This window comes from Flavobacterium sp. KH_035, assembly GCF_057839565.1.
In genome coordinates this window covers 2,286,746-2,306,404 of record NZ_CM174492.1, presented here as the reverse complement: position 1 = coordinate 2,306,404, position 19,659 = coordinate 2,286,746, and the positions used below count along the sequence as shown (strand labels likewise).

14 protein-coding genes and 1 tRNA gene are annotated in these 19,659 nt (G+C 35.3%); 9 read left to right on the top strand and 6 right to left on the bottom strand.

All coding sequences use genetic code 11. From position 1 onward, the window contains the following. Positions 1-185 precede the first annotated feature (185 nt). A complete protein-coding gene (alaS, locus tag AC3IS6_RS09920) occupies positions 186-2,816 on the bottom strand; it encodes an alanine--tRNA ligase (protein ID WP_489164729.1) in 2,631 nt (876 codons plus the stop codon). Between the two features lie 266 nt (positions 2,817-3,082). On the opposite strand from alaS, the gene AC3IS6_RS09915 reads away from it, so the two are divergent. From AC3IS6_RS09915 to AC3IS6_RS09885, 7 genes are all read left to right on the top strand, one after another. After that, positions 3,083-4,060 carry a M23 family metallopeptidase gene (locus AC3IS6_RS09915; protein ID WP_489164728.1) on the top strand — a complete coding sequence of 326 codons (978 nt, stop codon included), beginning with the start codon at positions 3,083-3,085 and terminating at the stop codon, positions 4,058-4,060. A gap of 47 nt (positions 4,061-4,107) precedes the next feature. Next, a complete protein-coding gene (locus tag AC3IS6_RS09910; protein ID WP_263362893.1) occupies positions 4,108-4,440 on the top strand; it encodes a MerR family transcriptional regulator in 333 nt (110 codons plus the stop codon). A 41-nt stretch (positions 4,441-4,481) separates the two neighbouring features. Next, positions 4,482-5,063, top strand: coding sequence for a LemA family protein (locus tag AC3IS6_RS09905; protein WP_078008523.1), 582 nt, complete (start codon positions 4,482-4,484; stop codon positions 5,061-5,063). A gap of 93 nt (positions 5,064-5,156) precedes the next feature. After that, positions 5,157-5,594: a TPM domain-containing protein gene (locus AC3IS6_RS09900; RefSeq protein WP_489164727.1), complete on the top strand. Its 438-nt coding sequence runs from the start codon at positions 5,157-5,159 to the stop codon at positions 5,592-5,594. Between the two features lie 3 nt (positions 5,595-5,597). Further along, positions 5,598-6,425 (top strand): TPM domain-containing protein, encoded by an 828-nt coding sequence (locus AC3IS6_RS09895; protein WP_489164726.1) that lies wholly within the window; start codon positions 5,598-5,600, stop codon positions 6,423-6,425. 128 nt (positions 6,426-6,553) lie between these two features. Beyond that, the gene (locus tag AC3IS6_RS09890) at positions 6,554-6,967 is read left to right on the top strand and encodes an RrF2 family transcriptional regulator (RefSeq protein ID WP_173964655.1); all 414 of its coding nucleotides are present in this window, start codon (positions 6,554-6,556) and stop codon (positions 6,965-6,967) included. A 250-nt stretch (positions 6,968-7,217) separates the two neighbouring features. Continuing rightward, positions 7,218-9,764 carry a TonB-dependent receptor gene (locus AC3IS6_RS09885; RefSeq protein ID WP_489164725.1) on the top strand — a complete coding sequence of 849 codons (2,547 nt, stop codon included), beginning with the start codon at positions 7,218-7,220 and terminating at the stop codon, positions 9,762-9,764. A gap of 487 nt (positions 9,765-10,251) precedes the next feature. Here the strand turns inward: AC3IS6_RS09885 and AC3IS6_RS09880 are convergent, their stop codons facing one another. The 4 genes from AC3IS6_RS09880 to era all read right to left on the bottom strand — a co-directional run bounded on the left by AC3IS6_RS09880 (position 10,252) and on the right by era (position 16,676). Next, a complete protein-coding gene (locus AC3IS6_RS09880; protein WP_489164724.1) occupies positions 10,252-13,005 on the bottom strand; it encodes an outer membrane beta-barrel protein in 2,754 nt (917 codons plus the stop codon). A gap of 187 nt (positions 13,006-13,192) precedes the next feature. Further along, positions 13,193-13,921, bottom strand: a complete 729-nt coding sequence (locus AC3IS6_RS09875; RefSeq protein WP_489164723.1) for a hypothetical protein — start codon at positions 13,919-13,921, stop codon at positions 13,193-13,195. Positions 13,922-14,176: 255 nt separating this feature from the next. Beyond that, positions 14,177-15,484: a ribosome biogenesis GTPase Der gene (der, locus tag AC3IS6_RS09870; RefSeq protein WP_017498805.1), complete on the bottom strand. Its 1,308-nt coding sequence runs from the start codon at positions 15,482-15,484 to the stop codon at positions 14,177-14,179. Positions 15,485-15,794: 310 nt separating this feature from the next. Beyond that, entirely contained in the window at positions 15,795-16,676 is an 882-nt protein-coding gene (gene era, locus AC3IS6_RS09865; RefSeq protein WP_041517423.1) for a GTPase Era, read from the bottom strand. A 116-nt stretch (positions 16,677-16,792) separates the two neighbouring features. Here era and AC3IS6_RS09860 point away from each other — a divergent pair. After that, a tRNA-Met gene (locus AC3IS6_RS09860) sits at positions 16,793-16,865 on the top strand. A 135-nt stretch (positions 16,866-17,000) separates the two neighbouring features. Here the strand turns inward: AC3IS6_RS09860 and AC3IS6_RS09855 are convergent. After that, positions 17,001-17,636 carry an AbiU2 domain-containing protein gene (locus tag AC3IS6_RS09855; protein ID WP_489164722.1) on the bottom strand — a complete coding sequence of 212 codons (636 nt, stop codon included), beginning with the start codon at positions 17,634-17,636 and terminating at the stop codon, positions 17,001-17,003. 570 nt (positions 17,637-18,206) lie between these two features. Here AC3IS6_RS09855 and AC3IS6_RS09850 point away from each other — a divergent pair. Beyond that, positions 18,207-19,520 (top strand): M20/M25/M40 family metallo-hydrolase, encoded by a 1,314-nt coding sequence (locus AC3IS6_RS09850; protein WP_489164721.1) that lies wholly within the window; start codon positions 18,207-18,209, stop codon positions 19,518-19,520. Positions 19,521-19,659: the final 139 nt, after the last annotated feature.

Here is a 19,659-nt window from a genome sequence, read left to right as displayed (position 1 = left end):
AAGGGCTTTAGCCAAACTGTTACGTTTGGCTAAAGCCCTTTTCTTTTTAACTTCAAGAAACATCCAGCTAAAGCTGGACGCTATTGAATTTGCATTAAATACAAAATCCGACAGGTTTTAACCTGTCGGATTTATTATAATATTTCAAAAGCTTAGAAACTTACATTCTTAGTATCTTAAAAAAACTACTTCACGAAATCAATCGCTTTCGTCAAAGCCTCAGCAATTCCGTCAGCATTTTTACCTCCTGCAGTGGCGAAGAAAGGCTGTCCTCCTCCTCCTCCCTGGATGTATTTTCCTAATTCACGAACTACTTGTCCTGCGTTTAGTTTTCTTTCGGCAACTAATTCTTTAGAGATGTAACACGTTAACATCGGTTTTCCATCTTCGGCAGTAGCCAAAAGTAAAAACAGATTGTTTCCTAAATTCCCTAAATCGTAAGCCAGATCTTTTGCTCCTTCCGCATTCAGATCAACTTGTTTTGCCATGAATTGGATTCCGTTTATTTCTTGTAACTCCTTTGCCAAATCACCTTTCATGTTTTTGGCTTTATCTTTCAATAGTACTTCCAATTGTTTTTTCAACTGAATATTTTCTTCCTGTAAAGACTGGATCGCTTTTACAGGATCCTGAGCATTTTTCAAAGTCTCTTTAATTTCGTCATAAGAAAGCAATTGAGACTCAAAATAATCTTTTGCAGCCTCGCTGGTGATTGCTTCAATTCTTCTGATTCCTGCTGCTACAGCTCCTTCTGAAATAATTTTAAAATGCCAGATATCTGAAGTATTTGCTACGTGAGTTCCACCGCATAATTCGACAGAATCTCCAAACTTAATCATACGAACCAAATCTCCATATTTCTCGCCAAACAAAGCAATTGCTCCTTCTTCAAGAGCCTGATCTTTCGAAATTGCTCTTTTTTCAATTAAAGGCAAACTCTCACGAATTCTTGCATTCACAAAATTCTCTACTTCTTTCAATTCCTCATCGGATACTTTTGAGAAGTGAGAAAAATCAAAACGCAAGGAAGCATTTCGAACCATAGATCCTTTTTGCTCAATATGTGTTCCTAATATTTTGCGCAATCCCTGGTGCAATAAATGCGTAGCCGAGTGATTTGACGATGTTTTTGCTCTTTGATTAGCATCAACAACAGCATTAAACGTTCCTGTTAGATTTTCAGGTAACGATTTTGCCAAATGTATCGTTTGGTTATTCTCTTTTTTAGTATCTATGATGTAAACGATATCCCCATTTTGAGACTCCAGATATCCTTTATCTCCGGTTTGTCCTCCGCTTTCCCCATAAAAAGGAGTTGCATTGAAAACCAACTGATAAATTTCGCCATCTTTTACACTATCTACCCTGCGGTACTTCGTAATTTTTACCTGATGTGATAATCTGTCGTAACCTACAAATTCCTGAATATCATCTTCTACAAGCACATTCCAGTCACCAGCAGTTACTTTTGAAGCTGCACGGGAACGTTCTTTTTGCAATTGTAGTTGCTCCTGAAATCCTTTTTCATCTAATTTCAATCCTTTTTCAGAAAGAATCAAAGCCGTTAAATCGATCGGAAAGCCATAAGTATCATACAATTCAAAAGCTTTTTTACCATCAATAGTATCTCCTGAATTGTTTAAAATCACAGCATCTAAAAGTACCAATCCCTGATCAAGCGTACGTAAGAAAGAGTTTTCTTCTTCACGAATCACATTGGAACAAAGTGCTTTTTGAGTTCTGATCTCCGGGAAAGAATCTCCCATTTGTTCGCTCAAAGTTTCTACCAATTTATAGATAAAAGCTTCTTTTATATTTAAGAAAGTAAATCCGTAACGAATTGCACGACGCAAAATTCGACGAATTACATAACCAGCACCCGTGTTAGACGGTAACTGTCCATCAGCAATAGCAAAGGCTACCGCACGAACGTGGTCTGCAATTACACGAATCGAAATATTTACTTTTTCTTCAGCTTCATTTGATGCTTTAACAGTATAATTTGCTCCGGTGATGGTTTCAATTTCTCTAATTAAAGGCATGAAAACATCGGTATCATAATTCGATGTTTTTCCTTGTAACGCCATACACAAACGCTCAAATCCCATTCCGGTATCTACGTGTTGTGCCGGAAGTTTCTCTAACGAACCATCAGCCTTACGGTTAAATTCCATGAATACATTATTCCAGATTTCAACTACCTGTGGATGATCGTTGTTTACTAAACTTTTACCCGAAACGGCTGCTTTCTCTTCCGGAGTACGTAAATCAACATGAATTTCAGAACAAGGTCCGCATGGTCCCTGATCTCCCATTTCCCAGAAATTGTCTTTTTTATTTCCAAGAATAATTCGATCTTCATCGATTAATTCTTTCCAGATATCCCAAGCCTCCTGATCAAATGGAACATTATCCTCTTTACTTCCTTCAAAAACCGAAACATAAAGGTTCTCTTTTGGAATTCTATATACTTCTGTCAGTAATTCCCAAGCCCAGTTGATTGCTTCTTCTTTGAAATAATCTCCAAAAGACCAGTTTCCTAACATCTCAAACATGGTGTGGTGATAGGTATCAATACCTACTTCTTCAAGATCGTTATGTTTTCCGGAAACACGAAGACATTTTTGCGTATCGGCAATTCTCGGACTTTTTGGAGTTCCGTTTCCTAAGAAATATTCTTTAAACTGGGCCATTCCCGAGTTGTTGAACATTAAGGTTGGGTCATCTTTAAGTACAATAGGAGCTGATGGCACGATAGTGTGTCCTTTACTCTCAAAAAAATCTAAAAATTGTTTACGTACGTCTTGTGATTTCATATTAAAATTAGAAAATGTGTCAATTTGAAAATGTGATAATTAATTAAAAAATATGTTAATCTGAAAATGTGACACTTACCTCTTTTTAGCACAAAAATTAAAGTTCAAAACAATAAATTTCGCATTTAAGACATTATCTAATTATCAAATTGACACATTATCTAATTGTTCTATTCTTGAAAAAAAGCTTCGAACATCATGAAACATTTATTAAATTTGTTCGACTAACTTATTTTACAAGCTGCAAAAATAGGGTATTTTAAAATATGGCGAAAGTAAAATATTATTACGACTCAGAAAATCTGGCTTATACGAAAATAAAGACCCGAAAAAGGGCTAAAATTGGCTATGCATTACTATTTTTATTGGCTTCGGCATTGTTTGGCTTTTTAGTTTTTATCCTTTTAATCAATACCCCTTATTTCGAAACACCAAAAGATCGTTTACAGGCACGTGAAATTGAAAACCTGAAATTACAATACGCCATTTTGAACAGAAAAATGGATGAGATCGATGCTGTAACAGAGGCACTAGAAAATAGAGACAACAACATATACAGAGTTTATTTCAACAAAGCCGAAATTCCGGATTCTCTTCGAAAAGCAGGTTTTAGAGATTATCGAAAATACAAAGATTTAGAAGGTTACAACAATTCTCAGTTGGTTTTAAACACCACAAAACGAATCGACCGTCTCTCTAAAGAATTGGCCATTCAGTCCCAGTCTTTAGATAAAATTCTAAAGCTGGCAAGTACAAAAGGCAACTTATTACTCGCGATTCCGGCAATTCAGCCTGTACGAAACGAGAATTTAATACGTATGGCTTCGGGTTTCGGATATAGAACCGATCCGTTTACGAAAGTTCGAAAAATGCATAACGGAATGGATTTCACTGCTAAAACGGGTTCTCCAGTTTATGCGACAGGGGATGGTGTTGTAGATCGGGCCGATAATTCGGCTTCAGGATTTGGGAATCATGTCGTCATCAGACATGGTTTTGGCTACGAGAGTTTGTATGCACATTTAAGCAAATACAATTGCAGACCAGGCCAACACGTAAAACGAGGTGACGTTATTGGATATGTAGGAAGCACGGGAAGATCTGAAGGACCACATTGCCACTATGAAGTACATAAAGACGGGAAAGTTGTAAATCCGCTAAACTTCTATTACGGTAATATTTCGGCAGTAGAATATGTGGCCATTTCACAAATGGCGAACCAGGAAAATCAGTCATTAGATTAATACTGCAAAAAGTAGTATTTTTGGAATAAAATAGAAAATTAAGAAACATGCATATTGAGCTTTCAAAAGATAAACGATATTTTAGTATTGGCGAAGTAGCCAAAGCTTTTAATGTCAATGCATCATTGATTCGGTTTTGGGATAGCGAATTTGATATTTTGAAACCTAAAAAAAATGCGAAAGGCAACAGAATGTTTACGCCCGAAGACATCACCAACCTACAATTAATCTATCATTTGGTTAAGGAAAGAGGTTTTACGCTCGAAGGCGCCAAAACACATTTGAAAGAAGGTCAGAAGAAAACATTAGATAAATTCGAAATAATACGTAAATTAGAGACCATAAAAACTCAATTAACCGAAATTAAGAACGAATTATAACATATTAAATAAATCAGAAACAAACTTAAATCAAAACAGATATGAAAAAATGGTTAATCCCCGTAGGAATTATTGTAGTACTAATTGCTATTATTGCTTTTTGGTCAATTGGAATTAAAAATACTGGTTTGCAAAAAAATCAGGCAGTTAATAAAGAATGGGGAAATGTGAGTACAACTTACCAAAGAAGAAATGATCTTATTGGAAATTTAGTTAACACAGTAAAAGGTGCGGCAGATTTTGAAAAATCAACTTTAACAGCTGTAATCGAAGCCAGAGCAAAAGCTACTTCGGTAACCATTGATCCAAGTAATGTAACTCCTGAGCAATTGGCGCAATACAATCAGGCTCAAAGTGGCGTATCATCCTCTTTATCAAGATTATTAGTTTCTGTTGAACAATACCCAACATTAAAAGCAAATGAAAATTTCTTGAAATTACAGGATGAATTGGCTAGTACAGAAAATCAAATTTTAACGGCCAGAACTCGTTTTAACGAAGCTGTACAAGATTACAATGGTTATGTACTTGCAATTCCAAATAGCTGGTTCTTAAGCTACAAAGAAAAACCATATTTTGAAGCTGTTGCCGGAGCTGAAAAACCTGTTGAAGTAAAATTCTAAAAAATAAGATTTAATATTTATGATTTATGATTTTAGACTGCAGATTAATGCTGAGAGCTAAAATCGTTAATCTTTCACTCAAAAATAATTTCGATGTCAAAAGTAGAAGATTTTTTATCCAAAGAAGAAGAACAAGATATTGTTGAAGCTATTCGTGTGGCCGAAAATAATACTTCTGGCGAAATTAGAGTACACATAGAACAAACAACTTCTAAAGTTCCTTTTGACAGGGCTTTGGAAGTTTTTCATGAATTAAAAATGCACGAAACCTCACTTAAAAATGGGGTTCTGTTTTACTTTGCCGTAGCCGATAAAACTTTTGCTATTTGCGGAGACAAAGGCATAAACGATGTGGTGACCGCAGATTTTTGGGATTGCACCAAAGATGCCATGGTTCAACAATTTAAATCAGGAAAATTTAAACAAGGTATTGTCGACGGTATTTTAAATGCCGGCGAACAATTGAAAAAATACTTTCCATGGTCTGAAGGGAACACCAACGAATTATCAAACGAAATATCAAAAGGATAGACAATGAAAATTTTCAACAATACAATCTCAAATTCCAAAAGATTTTTTCAGTTTACCTTTTTGTTTCTAGCATTTTTTACCTGCAACGGTATTTTTGCACAATTTACAATTCCGGAAAAACCAACTTTACAAACTTCAGTCTACGATTATGCCAACATTCTAAGCGCAACTGAAAAATCACAGCTTGAAGAAAAACTAATTCGTTATTCTGATTCGACTACTACTCAAATTGTTGTGATTACAATCGAGAGTTTAAAAGGTGAAGATGTAAGTCAGCTAGCGACTAAATGGGGACAAACCTGGGGAATTGGAGGAACCGCGAAAGATGATAATGGTGTTATTATTCTGCTGGCAAAGAACGAGAAAAAAATCGCTATAAATCCCGGTTACGGTCTCGAAGACAGACTTACTGCAGGAATTGGCGGAACGATAATCCGAAATATCATTATTCCGGAGTTTAAAGCCGGAAGTTTTTACAACGGACTAGACAAAGGAACTGATGCGATAATTGATGTTTTTAAAGGAAAATTTAAAGGTGAGCGCAAGCAAACCAAAGGAAAAGATTTTCCTATACTGCCTTTCATTGTTATTGTTGTAATTGTATTAATTTTGCTATCCCGAAATAAAAGAGGCGGTGGAGGTAATTCAGGCAATAATAGCGGCGGAGGTGGTCCTAGTCTGCTTGATGTTATTATTCTAAGTAATCTTGGCAGAAGCGGCGGAGGCGGATTTGGAGGCTTTGGCGGTGGATCATCCGGTGGCGGAGGTGGTTTTGGCGGCGGTTTTGGCGGCGGAGGCTTCTCTGGGGGAGGTTCAAGCGGAGGCTGGTAGAGGAAGTTGACAGTCGCAGTCGCAGTTTTTTAGTGATAATTTACAGCTTACGGCTTACATTTCACAACTCACATTTTACAGCTCACAACTCACAGCTTACATTTTACAAATTTATAATTCAAAAATAGATGTTATCACATAAAGCAAAATACGCCCTTAAGGCCTTACTTTATTTAGCGGAACAGGAAGAAAATCACATTTCAAGAACAATTGAAATTGCTGATGGAGCTAATATTCCAAAAAAGTTCCTCGAGCAGATTTTATTAGATCTGAAACGAGGACGTTTTGTGAGCAGTAAGCAGGGAAAATTTGGCGGATATTATCTGATACGCTCTAAAAACGATATTACTCTGGCAGAAATTCACCGTTTATTTGACGGTGCAATTGCGCTGTTACCTTGTGCCTCTTTAAACTTTTACGAACCTTGTTCAGATTGTAAAACCGAGGAAGAATGCAGTCTAAGACATGGTTTAATGATCATCCGAGATGAAACTCTAAAAGCCATGCAAGGCATCACAATCGCCTCATTGGTAAAGAAATAAAAAAATATTTTTTAATTCCTAGTAAATCGATAGAATTTATATATATATTTGCAAAAAATAATTCACAAACCATTTCCAAAATTTTAACTATGAAAATACATTTACAACCAATCGATGTATCAAAAAATCTTTTGCAAAGAAATTATAATATTCAATTCACTACGGTGAAAAACAATTCTTCTACAATGTGTATGTGCTGGTAAAAAAATTTTATTTTAAATTCTACTAATCACATATACTTAATATAAAAATGAAAAATTCGATAAAAAATATACTTACAGTTCTCTCTATTTTTACTTTCTCCATATCATTTGCACAAAACATAGAAGGCGTTATTAAAACAAGTGAAAATATTCCATTAGAAGCAGCAAATATTGTTATAAAAGGAACAACCTCAAATACTACTTCGGATCAAAACGGAAAATTCAGCATCGACAGTAGAGGAAAACTTCCTATAACTCTATTAATTCAATATGTAGGATACAAAACTACTGAAATCCAACTTGACGATTTACCGACAGCTCCTTTACAGGTAACTATTAAAGAAGAAAACGAACTTATCGAAGTAGTGGTTTCTTCAAGACGAAGAATCGAAAAAGTACAGGATGTGCCAATCGCCATATCGGTAATTACGGGTAAACAAGCAGAACAAACCGGAGCTTTTAACGTGAATCGTATTAAAGAATTGGTTCCCTCTGTACAATTATACTCCTCAAACCCAAGAAATACAGGAATCAACATTCGTAGTCTTGGTTCTCCTTTCGGACTTACTAATGACGGAATCGATCCAGGGGTTGGCTTTTATGTAGATGGTGTTTATTATGCCCGTCCAGCCGCAACTACTCTTGACTTTATTGATGTAGATCAAATCGAGGTGTTACGCGGACCGCAAGGATCTTTATTTGGTAAAAATACTACTTCAGGAGCTTTCAACATTACAACCCGCAAACCAAGTTTTACTAGTGGTGCTGACTTTGAAGTTAGTTACGGAAATTATGCTTTTCTTCAGGCCAAAGCATCCGTTACAGGAGCATTAGGTAAAAAAGTAGCTGGTCGTATCTCCTTTTCAGGTACACAACGCGATGGTTTGATCGACAATGTGGCAACCGGAAGACCGACCAACAGCTTAAACAATCAGGGAATTAGAGGTCAATTACTTTTTACTCCATCAGAAAATACAAATATTATTCTTGCTGCCGATATCACAACTCAGCGTCCGGATGGATACGCACAGGTTGTTGCAGGTGTTGCACCAACACAAAGAGCTGCTTACAGACAGTTTAATGCGATTATTAAAGATTTAAATTATCAGCTTCCAAGTCAAAATGCTTTTGACCGAAAAATTGATCACGATACTCCATGGCGTTCAGGACAAGATATGGGTGGTGTCTCTCTTAATGTTGATACCAAGATTGGATCAGGAACACTTACCTCAACTACCGCATGGCGTTTTTGGAACTGGGATCCATCAAATGACAGAGATTTTACAGGATTACAGGTTTTGGCCAAATCTCAAAACCCAACCAGACAAACACAATTTACACAGGAGGTACGTTATGCAGGTCAGCTAACTTCAAAAGTTAGTGGTGTTGTGGGGGCTTTCTTTATTGATCAGACTTCGCAGACAAACGGAACAGAGGAATCGGGTAATGCGCAATGGAGATTCTCTCAAAGCAGTACTAGTCCGTTATGGAAAACTCCGGGGCTGTTTGAAGGATACGGAATTAAAACAGATGCCAGAATCAGAGCTTCGAGTGCTGCCGTTTTTGGTCAGATTGATTGGGCTATTACAGAAAGATTACACGTATTACCAGGTTTAAGATATAATTTTGACAAAAAAGACGCTAATTACAGCCGTACAACCTACGGTGGTCTTCAAACTACCGATCCGGCTTTACTAGCTCTTAAAAAATCGGTTTACTCTGATCAGTCTTTTGCTTCTAATACAGACAACACCGATTTTTCGGGAAACATAACAGTATCCTACAAAGCATCAGACAAAATCAATGCTTATGCTACATACGCTAAAAGCTACAAACCGGTGGGTGTGAATGTTGCCGGACTTCCAACAGACTCAAAAGGATTGCCATTATTGGATCTTGCCGTGATTAAACCTGAAAAAGTGAATCATTATGAGGTTGGAGTAAAAACTTCTCCGTTTAAGAATTCAGTATTCAACCTGACTTTCTTTAATACAGAAATCAAAGACTTTCAAACGAATGTTCAGGCTGCTGAACTTGGTGTAAACCGTGGCTACCTTGCCAATGCCGATAAAGTACGTGTAAGAGGTGCTGAGCTTGATGCAAGCTTTGTTTTCAGCCAACACCTGACTGTAAATGCAGCTGCTACTTATACAGATGGAAAATACATTAAGTTTACGAATGCACCACTTCCATTAGAAGAAACCGGAGCTCCAGTAGCCTTTAAAGATGTTTCGGGATCAGAATTACCAGGTGCTTCAAAATGGGCAGGGTCTTTAGGTGGTGAGCTTTCTGACAATGCAAAATTCTTCGGAAACAAAGGAAAAATCTTCTTAGCGGTTGATTCTTACGCACGTTCTAAATTTTCATCAAGCCCTTCTGCTTCAAAATACTTAGTAGTACAGGGATACGCTATTTTCAACGCTCGTTTGGGATTCCGTGCATCAGAAGGATTATCTGTTCAATTCTGGGGAAGAAACCTTTTAAACAAAGATTACTACGAGCAATTGTTACCTGCGGGAGGAAATTCCGGGCAATATGCAGGAGTGATTGGTGATCAAAGAACTTACGGAGTAACTTTGAAATATTCATTGTAAACAGTTAGTTAATTTTCAATACATCAAACGAGGCCGATTCTTAAATCTGTCTCGTTTTTTTTATTTTAGATTGTTGATTTTAGATTTTAGATTTTTTCTGAAAGTTGAAATTTCTATTCTTTACCAATTTGGTTAAAGTCTTTAATTAAAGACAAAGCACAATTTCATTAAGTTAAACTTTTTTAAAATAAAATTAATCTACAAAACTAAACCTCTGGTCGCGGAGTTTCTTGCTGAGATTTTTCGTTTCTCTAAAATGAAACTACACGAAAAATATTGTTATAAAAATGAATGTCCTAGCCCCGATAGAAGTGGAAATCCTTTTGTGGCGGGGTTCGCCACAAAAGATTGGAACGGATAGCGGGATTAGCTCCTGAAAAAAAGATTTGTTTTTACCATTAGCAATCAAAATGACAAACCGTATGGATAATTTAGATTAATAAAAAACGTCTCTACGTAAAAAAACATTTGTCCCTTTAAACCTTTATTAATCCATTCTCTGTCTTCTCTTCCCTCCTTTTTCAGCACCTGCAAAATTTCCTATTTTGTAGCTTACTGAAAACATTATGTAACGCTTCAAAACCGTATTTTCTTCGTCTCGAATTGAGGTAGCCGAAATCGTTCTTGTGGCGCTTTGATTCTGATTTAAAACATCATAAACTTTCACCTTAGCATATACTTTCTTATCAAAAAAACCATACGACAAACTGGTATTCCAGAGATAAAAATCCTTTTTAAAATTGCCTGAAATACTTGAATTATAGGTGTAGCCAAAATCATTTCCAAAAATTAAGTTTGCAGGCCAGTAACTTGTCGTTTGCAAATTGACTCTGTGCACTACATTTGAACTGGCATCTCTCGAAGAGTTCTCGTATTTGGTTTCGTGGTAAGACAAACTATAGGTGGGAGAAATAATAAGCAACTCACCGTATTCATAAGTAAAATTGATTTTTGGAGTAATCGCTGTTGATTTTGCATTGTACAATACTGCATTTGTAAAACCCTTATCGAAAGAATAACTTCCATTTAATCCGAAACCATATCTAAAAAGATGTGCCTCTTTTTTAACGGACTGATTCCAGTTTCCGCCAATCGAAGTCGTATAAGTTCCTGAGATATTAGCATAAGTTGTGGTTCTTTTTCCGCTGCCATCATAAATTGAAGTCGAAACCACATCGTTGTTGTAGTAGTCCCCTTTTACATACAGACTGTAACCGGAACGGGTTCGGAAATCATAGTCTCTGAAACTAAAATTAGCACTGCTTTTTTCGATAAGATTTAAATCAGGATTTCCTGTAATTGTATTCAACGGATTGGTTAAATTTAAAACCGGCAGTAGCTGAACTGCTGTAGGAAGCGCATTCGAATAATCGTACTTGAATGACATATTTTTCGAACGGCTAAATTTATAACGAATCTGAAAATCGCCATAAGGCAAAACGTATCGTTTGTTCAAATCGGTAGCATTGTTCAGATATAGAGCGTGATTGTCAAATTCTACTATTGCTGTATGGGAATTTAAATTGACCGTAAACTTTCTCTTTTGCCAGGTTAGTCCAACTTTCGGGCTGAACGAATTTTGCTTTGAAGCAGTATAATTTGTCAAAGACGCATTGAGATCCGAATAAGACTGCGTTGCATCATCAAAATCAAATGTTTTTGCATCTTTAATTTCTTTCGTCCAGTTAAAATTAGATCCGAATCTTATTCGCAAAGAATCTGTCACCGGCTCTGTATATTCAAGTTCAAGCGAATACGCATCATTCTTATTATTGTTTAAACTTTTCTGATTTCTGTCGTCATTAGGTTTACTGTCCTGATAAAAAATAGTTTGAGAAAGATTTTGCACCTCATTATCAGTACTGGTATTGTTGCTGTCAAAAGAAAGATTAAAATTGCGGTGTTCTTTCTTGAACCCCTTATTAAAATTTATAGTGTTCCCTAGACTGGTATTTGTACTTTCTGAATACGATTTGGCATTACTTTCATTCAGAGAATTTCCATTCTCGTCTTCAGAAAAACTCGATGAAGACGAATTACTGTTCGAACGTGATTGGTTCACTTTTGGTATGATTACCAAGCGGCTTGTCGGGTCAATCACATATTCTAATTCAAAATTTAGATTATTCCCGGTGGTTTCATTTCTTGCCTTAGAATCAGAAGATGTAGCAATATTTCCGGTGGGTAAAAAACTGACCTGATCCGACTTGCTCTCGTTATTATTAATCGAATTCGAAAAATTATAACTTCCCGCAGCCATCAAACTTTTTGACCAATCATCAGAATAATTAAGCCCTGCGAGATTCGATTGCGTAATTCCTTTACTGCCTCCCGAATTTCCGCTGCTGCCCCTGCTATTTCGTCCGCCCCCCATATTATCGAATACTTCATCCATTGCGAAACCGGTAGAATTAATATTGTTAGAAGAAGCCAGCACGCTTATTTTTTGTTTGTTATTAAAAAAATTCAGAAGCAGACTGCTTTCGTATCGTTCATCAGAACCATAACCGCCCAGTATCTTCCCAAAGTAACCTTTATTTTTCTTTTCGTCGATTGTGATATTGATACTCGAAAAATCTGAAGTCGACTCCTGTTTGGAAAGTTCTTCTTTCTTTGTTTTAAAATCGGACACCTGAATTTTTTTGATTATTTCGGCAGGAAGGTTCTTCAATGCTATCGCACCGTCTTTATTAAAAAACGTCTTCCCGTTTACCAAAACCTGATTGACTTCTCTTCCGTTTACCGTAACTTTACCATCAGTTGCCACATCAAAACCCGGCAATTGTTTCAATAAAGTTTCTACATTCGAGTCTGGGCGCACTTTGTATGATGCCGCATTAAATTCTAAAGTATCTTTTTTAATAGTAATTGGCGGAGCTTCACTTTTGATCACAACATCCTTTAAAACATTTACATTTTCAAGCAAATACAATTTCCCAAAATCTTTACTTTCGAGAATACTTTTTTCCTCCTCAAAATAAGGCTGATACCCCATATAATTTACCTTCAAAAAAACAGGTTTGTCGTACTTTTTGGTCTTAATGCTAAAAGCACCATTTTTATCAGTTGTTGCATATTCGATTACCGTAGAATCTTTAACGGTTGTAAAGTAAACCGTTGCCAGCTCAAGTGGCAGTTGGGTGTTGATATCTACGATGGTTCCTTTAAGCACAATGTCATTCTGTGCACTTGCCGAATAGCAAAAAAGGAAAGCAATCAAATAGTACAAAAATTTGGTCATGAAAAAGATTTGTTAGAAACAGTAAGACTCCAAAAGAGTTAAAAGGTTTATTGTGAACGAAACATTCAGTCAAATATTATCCCAGTAAGCCTGGCAAAAATAGTTTGAATTAATAATAAGGCATAAAAAAAGTCCTCTTTTAGGAGGACTTTTACTTTTACATTTCTCTGACATCATTAATAATGTACTAATCCTTTGCAAAAAGAAATTCGTGAGTATCTATTACAGCTCCCCTACGCATCTGCACTAAATTTCCTGACTTTTTCAGAAAAATCCCAAGCGTTTTTTCATTGTAAATCAGTTTCATTTCTGGAGAGTAATCTGTTACTAAATACATATCTCCTTCTAATTTAAAAAAAGGAATTTCCATTTTCCCTTTAAGTTTTATGCCTTTATCAACCAATATTCCCTTTTCTAATTTTTCTTTAATAAATCCTTCATTTTTTTCTTTTGATGAGGTTTTTGCATACGCTACCATCATATTCATCCATTCCTCATTATCCATTAAATACCATTCTATCTTATTAAAATCAACTCCTTGATCACTAATCCAACCATAGCTAGTAAATGCAAATAGAACTTGTCTTCTACCATCAAGAGTAGGATTATCAGAAGGGATAAATTCTTGAATTTTAAAAGAAATTACGGACGTTGCTGACATATCTTTTGTTTTTTTACCATTAAAATCTAGTGTTTTAAGTGAAAAGCTATTTAGTTCAGGATGATTTGCCAAAACCCATTCTGTAGCTTTCAACTCAGCCCGTTCTTTCATGTCTTCAATTGATGCAATAATAGCCCCAACAGCTATTGCAGCTCCAACACCAGCTGCAACAGCTTTTGCGCCATCGTTTTGCGCATGAGATTGTTTTGGAGTTAAAAGCAAAGTAACAAACAAAATAATGGTAATTTTTTTCATTGTATATTTAGTTAATTGATTAGTTTTCAAATATAGTACCTATGAAGTTTGCCTCTTTACAGTTATCCGTAAATGAATAATATTCAGATTTATAATTACTGAATTCAAGAAATACAGTTTCTTCAATTTGTCTTTATGCTTCAGATGGCAAGTTTCCTAAAAAGTTATCATGAAATATAACATACCAAAGTAACAAACAAGAAAAAACCCTTATAAATCTGCTTATAAGGGTTTAATATATCTTTATTCTCTAATTTATTTCTCTCTGATATAAATATCGATTGGCACTCCTGCAAAATCCCAATTTTCTCTGATCTTATTTTCCAGGTAACGTTTGTACGGTTCTTTAACGTATTGTGGCATGTTGGCAAAAAATACAAACTGAGGCGTTTGAGTTGGCAATTGCATACAATATTTAATTTTTACATACTTTCCTTTTGTTGCCGGTGGCGGATAAGCTTCAATTACTTTCAACATGTATTCGTTGAATTTTGAAGTCGCAATTCTTTGTTTTCTGTTTTCAAAAACCTGAACAGTAGCTTCTAATGCTTTCAACAAACGTTGCTTGGTTAAAGCCGAAACGAACAAAATTGGCACATCAGTAAAAGGCATTAATTCTTTTTTGATTTTCTCTTCGTAATCGCGAGTCGACATGGTATCTTTTTCTACCAAATCCCATTTGTTTACTAAGATTACAACTCCTTTACGATTTTTCTCTGCCAGCCAGAAAATACTCTGATCCTGGCCTTCAAAGCCACGGGTTGCATCAATAACCAAAATACAAATATCGGCATGCTCAATCGCACGAACCGAACGCATTACCGAGTAAAACTCTAAATCTTCCTTCACTTTAGCTTTACGACGGATTCCCGCAGTATCGACCAAATTGAACTCAAAACCAAAACGGTCAAACTTTGTATCAATTGCATCACGCGTTGTTCCCGCAATATCGGTTACAATATAACGATCCTGACCAATCAAAGCGTTGATAAAACTGGACTTACCAGCATTTGGACGTCCTACAACAGCAAAACGAGGCAAATCTTCTTTAACTTCAACTTCCGGTTTCTCCGGGAATGCATCAATTAAAGCATCTAATAAATCCCCAGTCCCGCTTCCTGAGATACTTGCAAACGTAAAATAATCTCCTAAACCAAGATTATAAAACTCAATTGCATCTTTCTCACGCATTGCGTTATCTACTTTATTTACAGCCAATAAAACAGGTTTTGTAACTTTACGCAACAATTTCGCCACTGTTTCATCCATTGGTGTAATTCCTTCTTCTACATCAACCACAAAAATAATAACATCAGCTTCATCGATAGCAAGCTCTACCTGTTTGCGGATTTCACCTTCAAATACGTCGTCAGAACCGCGAACGTATCCACCGGTATCAATTACAGAAAACTCTTTTCCGTTCCACTCGCTTTTACCATAGTTTCTATCACGGGTCACCCCAGATACCGAATCTACAATAGCTTCTCTTCTTTGTATCAGCCTATTAAAAAGGGTTGATTTCCCTACATTAGGTCTTCCTACTATCGCAACAATGTTATTCATTTTTTTGAATTTTAGATTTTGGATCCTAAATTTTAGCTTTTTAGTTTCCTAAAATTCTATCACTTATAAATCCAAAATGCTTTATTTTAATTTTTTGCAAAGGTAGTCTTTTTTTGTTTGCAGTCACAGTTTTCAGTATTCAGTAAAAAAACTGACAAAATTGTGACTTTAAACTTAAAACTGACTCCTTTTTGCAGGAGCTATTCCTGCTATTCAGAACTAAGATTCAGTTGCCAGTATCAGTTTTCAGTTTTACACTAAACGATTTTCATATCAAAACTGAGACTGAAATCTGCGACTGAAAACTCTTTTATTGATTATACCCGAATCGTTTCAGCATGTTGGCATTGCTTCTCCAGTTTTTGTTCACTTTTACAACTAGTTCAATGTGAATTTGTTTTCCGAAAAATTTCTCTAAGTCAGCACGAGCTTCAGTACCTACTTTTTTCAAAGCTGCACCTTTATGTCCAATAATGATTCCTTTTTGAGTTTCGCGTTCTACCATAATAATCGAACGGATTCTGATAATATTTTCATCTTCGAAAAACTCCTCAGTCACGATTTCAACCGCATACGGAATCTCTTTGCTGTAGTTCAATAAGATTTTTTCACGAATGGTCTCGTTTACAAAGAAACGTTCCGGTTTGTCTGTTAATTGATCTTTTGGATAATAGGCTGGTGATTCTGGCAACAATTCAATGATTCTTCCAAAAACTTCCGGTACATTAAAATTCTGTAAAGCCGAGATTGGGAAAATTTCAGCATTTGGCACTTTTGCAGTCCAGAATGCTACTTGCTCCTCTAACTGTTCCTGATTTGAATTGTCGATTTTGTTCAACAATAGTAAAACCGGAATTTTAGCGTGGATAATTTTATTAAAGAAAGCTTCATCTTTTAAGTCCTGCTCTCCTATCTCGACCATGTAAACTAAAATATCAGCATCTTCAAAAGCCGATTTTACAAAGTTCATCATCGACTCCTGCATTTCATAAGCGGGCTTGATGATTCCGGGAGTATCCGATAATATAAGTTGAAAATCTTCGCCATTCACGATTCCAAGAATACGATGACGGGTTGTTTGTGCTTTTGATGTAATAATCGATAATCTTTCTCCAACAAAGGCGTTCATCAATGTTGATTTTCCAACGTTTGGATTCCCGATGATGTTTACAAAACCTGCTTTATGTGACATTTGTGTTCTATTTATTTTGCAAAGGTAGTCATATCAACTCAATACAGAAAATAAAACATTTTTTAATGTTTTCGTTGGATTTCTCAAAAATCGGCGTATCTTTGCACCCGAAACATCGCGGGATAGAGCAGTAGGCAGCTCGTCGGGCTCATAACCCGAAGGTCACAGGTTCGAGTCCTGTTCCCGCTACTAAGACAAAAAGCTTCAGATTTCTCTGAAGCTTTTTTCGTTTATTGTTTTTAATTTACAGCAAAAAAAAAGCGCAAAATCAGAAACATTTGCTCAGCTTTTCATAAGAAACTCTCTTTGTAGAGCCTATTTTTTTTACTGGTTGTTAATCGATTTAATTAAAGCACGATGTTCACCTTCAATAACTTCTTCTCCCTTAATTATACATTCAATTAAATATTTCAAACTTTGCTTAGGTGAATTGATCATCTCAAATTGAAGATGTGTGCCAAAATGTTGATTTGTTATTTTTTGAATTAAGTCTTTGCATATATCTAATAGCTTTTTTATGTCTAAAAATGAAGTTTGATTATTTACATCTTGATTATTTCGATCTTCATGTGCATACATTTTATCTCGTTGTAAAATTAAATTATTAATCACATTTTGACTTTCGTCTATTCGTTTTAAAATGCTATCTAAAAATAATTCATCATATCTTAAACTTTTAAAATGCCCATTTGGTTTTAATTTCTTAATGAATTTGACTAAATTAAAGGTTTCATTATCGCTCTGATTAAAAAGTTTAGACAACTCAATTACGGTATTTCTCCAAAAATATATTTTACAGTAATAGAAAAATGAACTCATGTTTTTAGTATAAATTTCTTTATCACTTACATCATTTTCATGATAAAGTTCTTCTACTATATAAAAAGTTTCTTGAGCTGAAAAAAAGATTGCTTTTATCCTCTCAACTTCTAGTTCAAATTCTTTATTCTTTGACATCATATTTTATTAGTTTTACAGTTAAATAAAGGTGTAATAATTCACTCAACTACCGAGTGTTCTTCTTTAAGCCGTGCAAATATCTTTGACTCCAAAGCTACTCATATAGTACGCAATGATTTTGCGTAGATTTATATATTGCTGGTGCCCATTGCGCAAAGTCTCCCGACTTTTCTTAATTCTCTTTAATATTAATGGTCGTTTCCTAATTACACCTTCTACAAGAAAACTTAATCACTTGTGGATGCGAAGTCAGAGGCATTCGCACAGTTTTTCATAAAGAACACTTCCCATAGCGGGAAATCTGGAGCTTTTTTTTAAAACTACTCCTAGAATAACTTTGCATTCACTAGAGGATGCAGTCAACCAAAAAATAATTAAAAATCCTGCGAATCAAATTTTAAATAAAAATTACATTGTGGCTTTATTACCTCCATTTTCACTGATGTAATTGCAATTTATAATTTAGCAATGTTGTCAGTTTTTTTAATTAAAAACTTTTACCAGCGCTAAGTTTTGCAAATAAATAACATACTTTTGGATTAACTAAAACCTTATTTATAAAACTAAAATATGAGAAAAATTATTGTAAGTGTGTTTGTTCTAAGTCACTGTTTTAATGTACATGGACAATCGATAGATAAAATCATTACGAATAAGGAAGTAACTCGCATAGAGAAAATACTTTCAGCAGATGATATGCAGGGCAGAAGAACTTTTACTCCCGGTATTGACAAAGCATCAGCCTTTATAGAATCAGAGTTTAAAGAAATTGGTTTGCAAACTTTCAATACAGCAACGAATTACAGACAAGAATTTTCGATGACTGACTCTAAAGCAGTTTCTTCAAAAATTACTATTGATGGCAAAGAAATAAATAATAATCAAGTTGTAACATTCTCCTACCTTCCTCAAGTTTCTTTAACTGAAAAAAGCGATATTTCTGTTGTAAAAATCAATAAAGGGGATAACATTGGCGAGAAATTTAATGAATATTATAAAAGCCCAAAAAATCTTTTGGTACTAGTTGACTCTTCATTTGATAAGGTCTTACCAAATATTCAACATATTGATCGAATAACTGCTAATCCTGGGAACAATACCATTATGTTTGTTTTTGGCACCCCAGAAGCGACCACTTTTTCTGTTGAATTAACGAATACAATCTCCAAAAAAACATTGAATAATGTTGTTGGAATATTACCCGGAAAAACCAAACCAAATGAGTATGTGATTTTTTCAGGACATTATGATCATTTAGGTGTAGGCTCTCCTCAAGAAGGTGTCCCGCATCCTGCAACAGATTCTATTTACAATGGCGCCAATGATGATGCCGCCGGAACAACAGCAGTAATTATGCTTGCAAAATATTTTAAAAAACAAAACAACAACGAGCGTACTATTATTTTTACCACATTTACAGCTGAAGAATTAGGTGGTTATGGAGCCAAATATTTTTCTAAACAGCTTGCGCCAGAAAAAGTGATTGCGATGTTCAATATTGAAATGATAGGAACAGAATCTAAATGGGGCAAAAACTCTGCTTACATTACAGGCTTCGAGAAGTCGAATATGGGACAGATTTTACAAACTAATTTAACCGGAACAAGCTTTAAATTTTATGCAGACCCTTATCCGGAACAACAATTATTTTACCGCTCAGACAACGCTACTTTAGCCAAACTTGGAGTTCCAGCTCACACCATTTCTACTTCAAAAATGGATAACGAGCTCAAGTATCACACTGCCGATGATGAATTTGAAACGTTAGATATTGATAACATGACCCAAATAATAAAATCAATTGCATTAAGTTCTTCTTCGATTATTAGTGGAAAAGATACGCCAACAAGAGTTAATACTACTCAATTAAAACAAAGTAAATAAATTACTACTTAAGATCGAACCTTCGTCGCAACGAACTATTAAAGACAAAAGCTTCAGAGAAATCTGGAGCTTTTTTAATTTAACCATCTTTAGCAACGGTTCATATGTTTACGAACGAGACAATCATACCAACGTAAAG

Bases quoted from the DNA above. Each gene is read 5' to 3' on its own strand.
- alaS (WP_489164729.1), bottom strand. From the start codon at position 2,816: ATGAAATCACAAGACGTACGTAAACAATTTTTAGATTTTTTTGAGAGT.
- AC3IS6_RS09915 (WP_489164728.1), top strand. From the start codon at position 3,083: ATGGCGAAAGTAAAATATTATTACGACTCAGAAAATCTGGCTTATACG.
- AC3IS6_RS09910 (WP_263362893.1), top strand. From the start codon at position 4,108: ATGCATATTGAGCTTTCAAAAGATAAACGATATTTTAGTATTGGCGAA.
- AC3IS6_RS09905 (WP_078008523.1), top strand. From the start codon at position 4,482: ATGAAAAAATGGTTAATCCCCGTAGGAATTATTGTAGTACTAATTGCT.
- AC3IS6_RS09900 (WP_489164727.1), top strand. From the start codon at position 5,157: ATGTCAAAAGTAGAAGATTTTTTATCCAAAGAAGAAGAACAAGATATT.
- AC3IS6_RS09895 (WP_489164726.1), top strand. From the start codon at position 5,598: ATGAAAATTTTCAACAATACAATCTCAAATTCCAAAAGATTTTTTCAG.
- AC3IS6_RS09890 (WP_173964655.1), top strand. From the start codon at position 6,554: ATGTTATCACATAAAGCAAAATACGCCCTTAAGGCCTTACTTTATTTA.
- AC3IS6_RS09885 (WP_489164725.1), top strand. From the start codon at position 7,218: ATGAAAAATTCGATAAAAAATATACTTACAGTTCTCTCTATTTTTACT.
- AC3IS6_RS09880 (WP_489164724.1), bottom strand. From the start codon at position 13,005: ATGACCAAATTTTTGTACTATTTGATTGCTTTCCTTTTTTGCTATTCG.
- AC3IS6_RS09875 (WP_489164723.1), bottom strand. From the start codon at position 13,921: ATGAAAAAAATTACCATTATTTTGTTTGTTACTTTGCTTTTAACTCCA.
- der (WP_017498805.1), bottom strand. From the start codon at position 15,484: ATGAATAACATTGTTGCGATAGTAGGAAGACCTAATGTAGGGAAATCA.
- era (WP_041517423.1), bottom strand. From the start codon at position 16,676: ATGTCACATAAAGCAGGTTTTGTAAACATCATCGGGAATCCAAACGTT.
- AC3IS6_RS09855 (WP_489164722.1), bottom strand. From the start codon at position 17,636: ATGATGTCAAAGAATAAAGAATTTGAACTAGAAGTTGAGAGGATAAAA.
- AC3IS6_RS09850 (WP_489164721.1), top strand. From the start codon at position 18,207: ATGAGAAAAATTATTGTAAGTGTGTTTGTTCTAAGTCACTGTTTTAAT.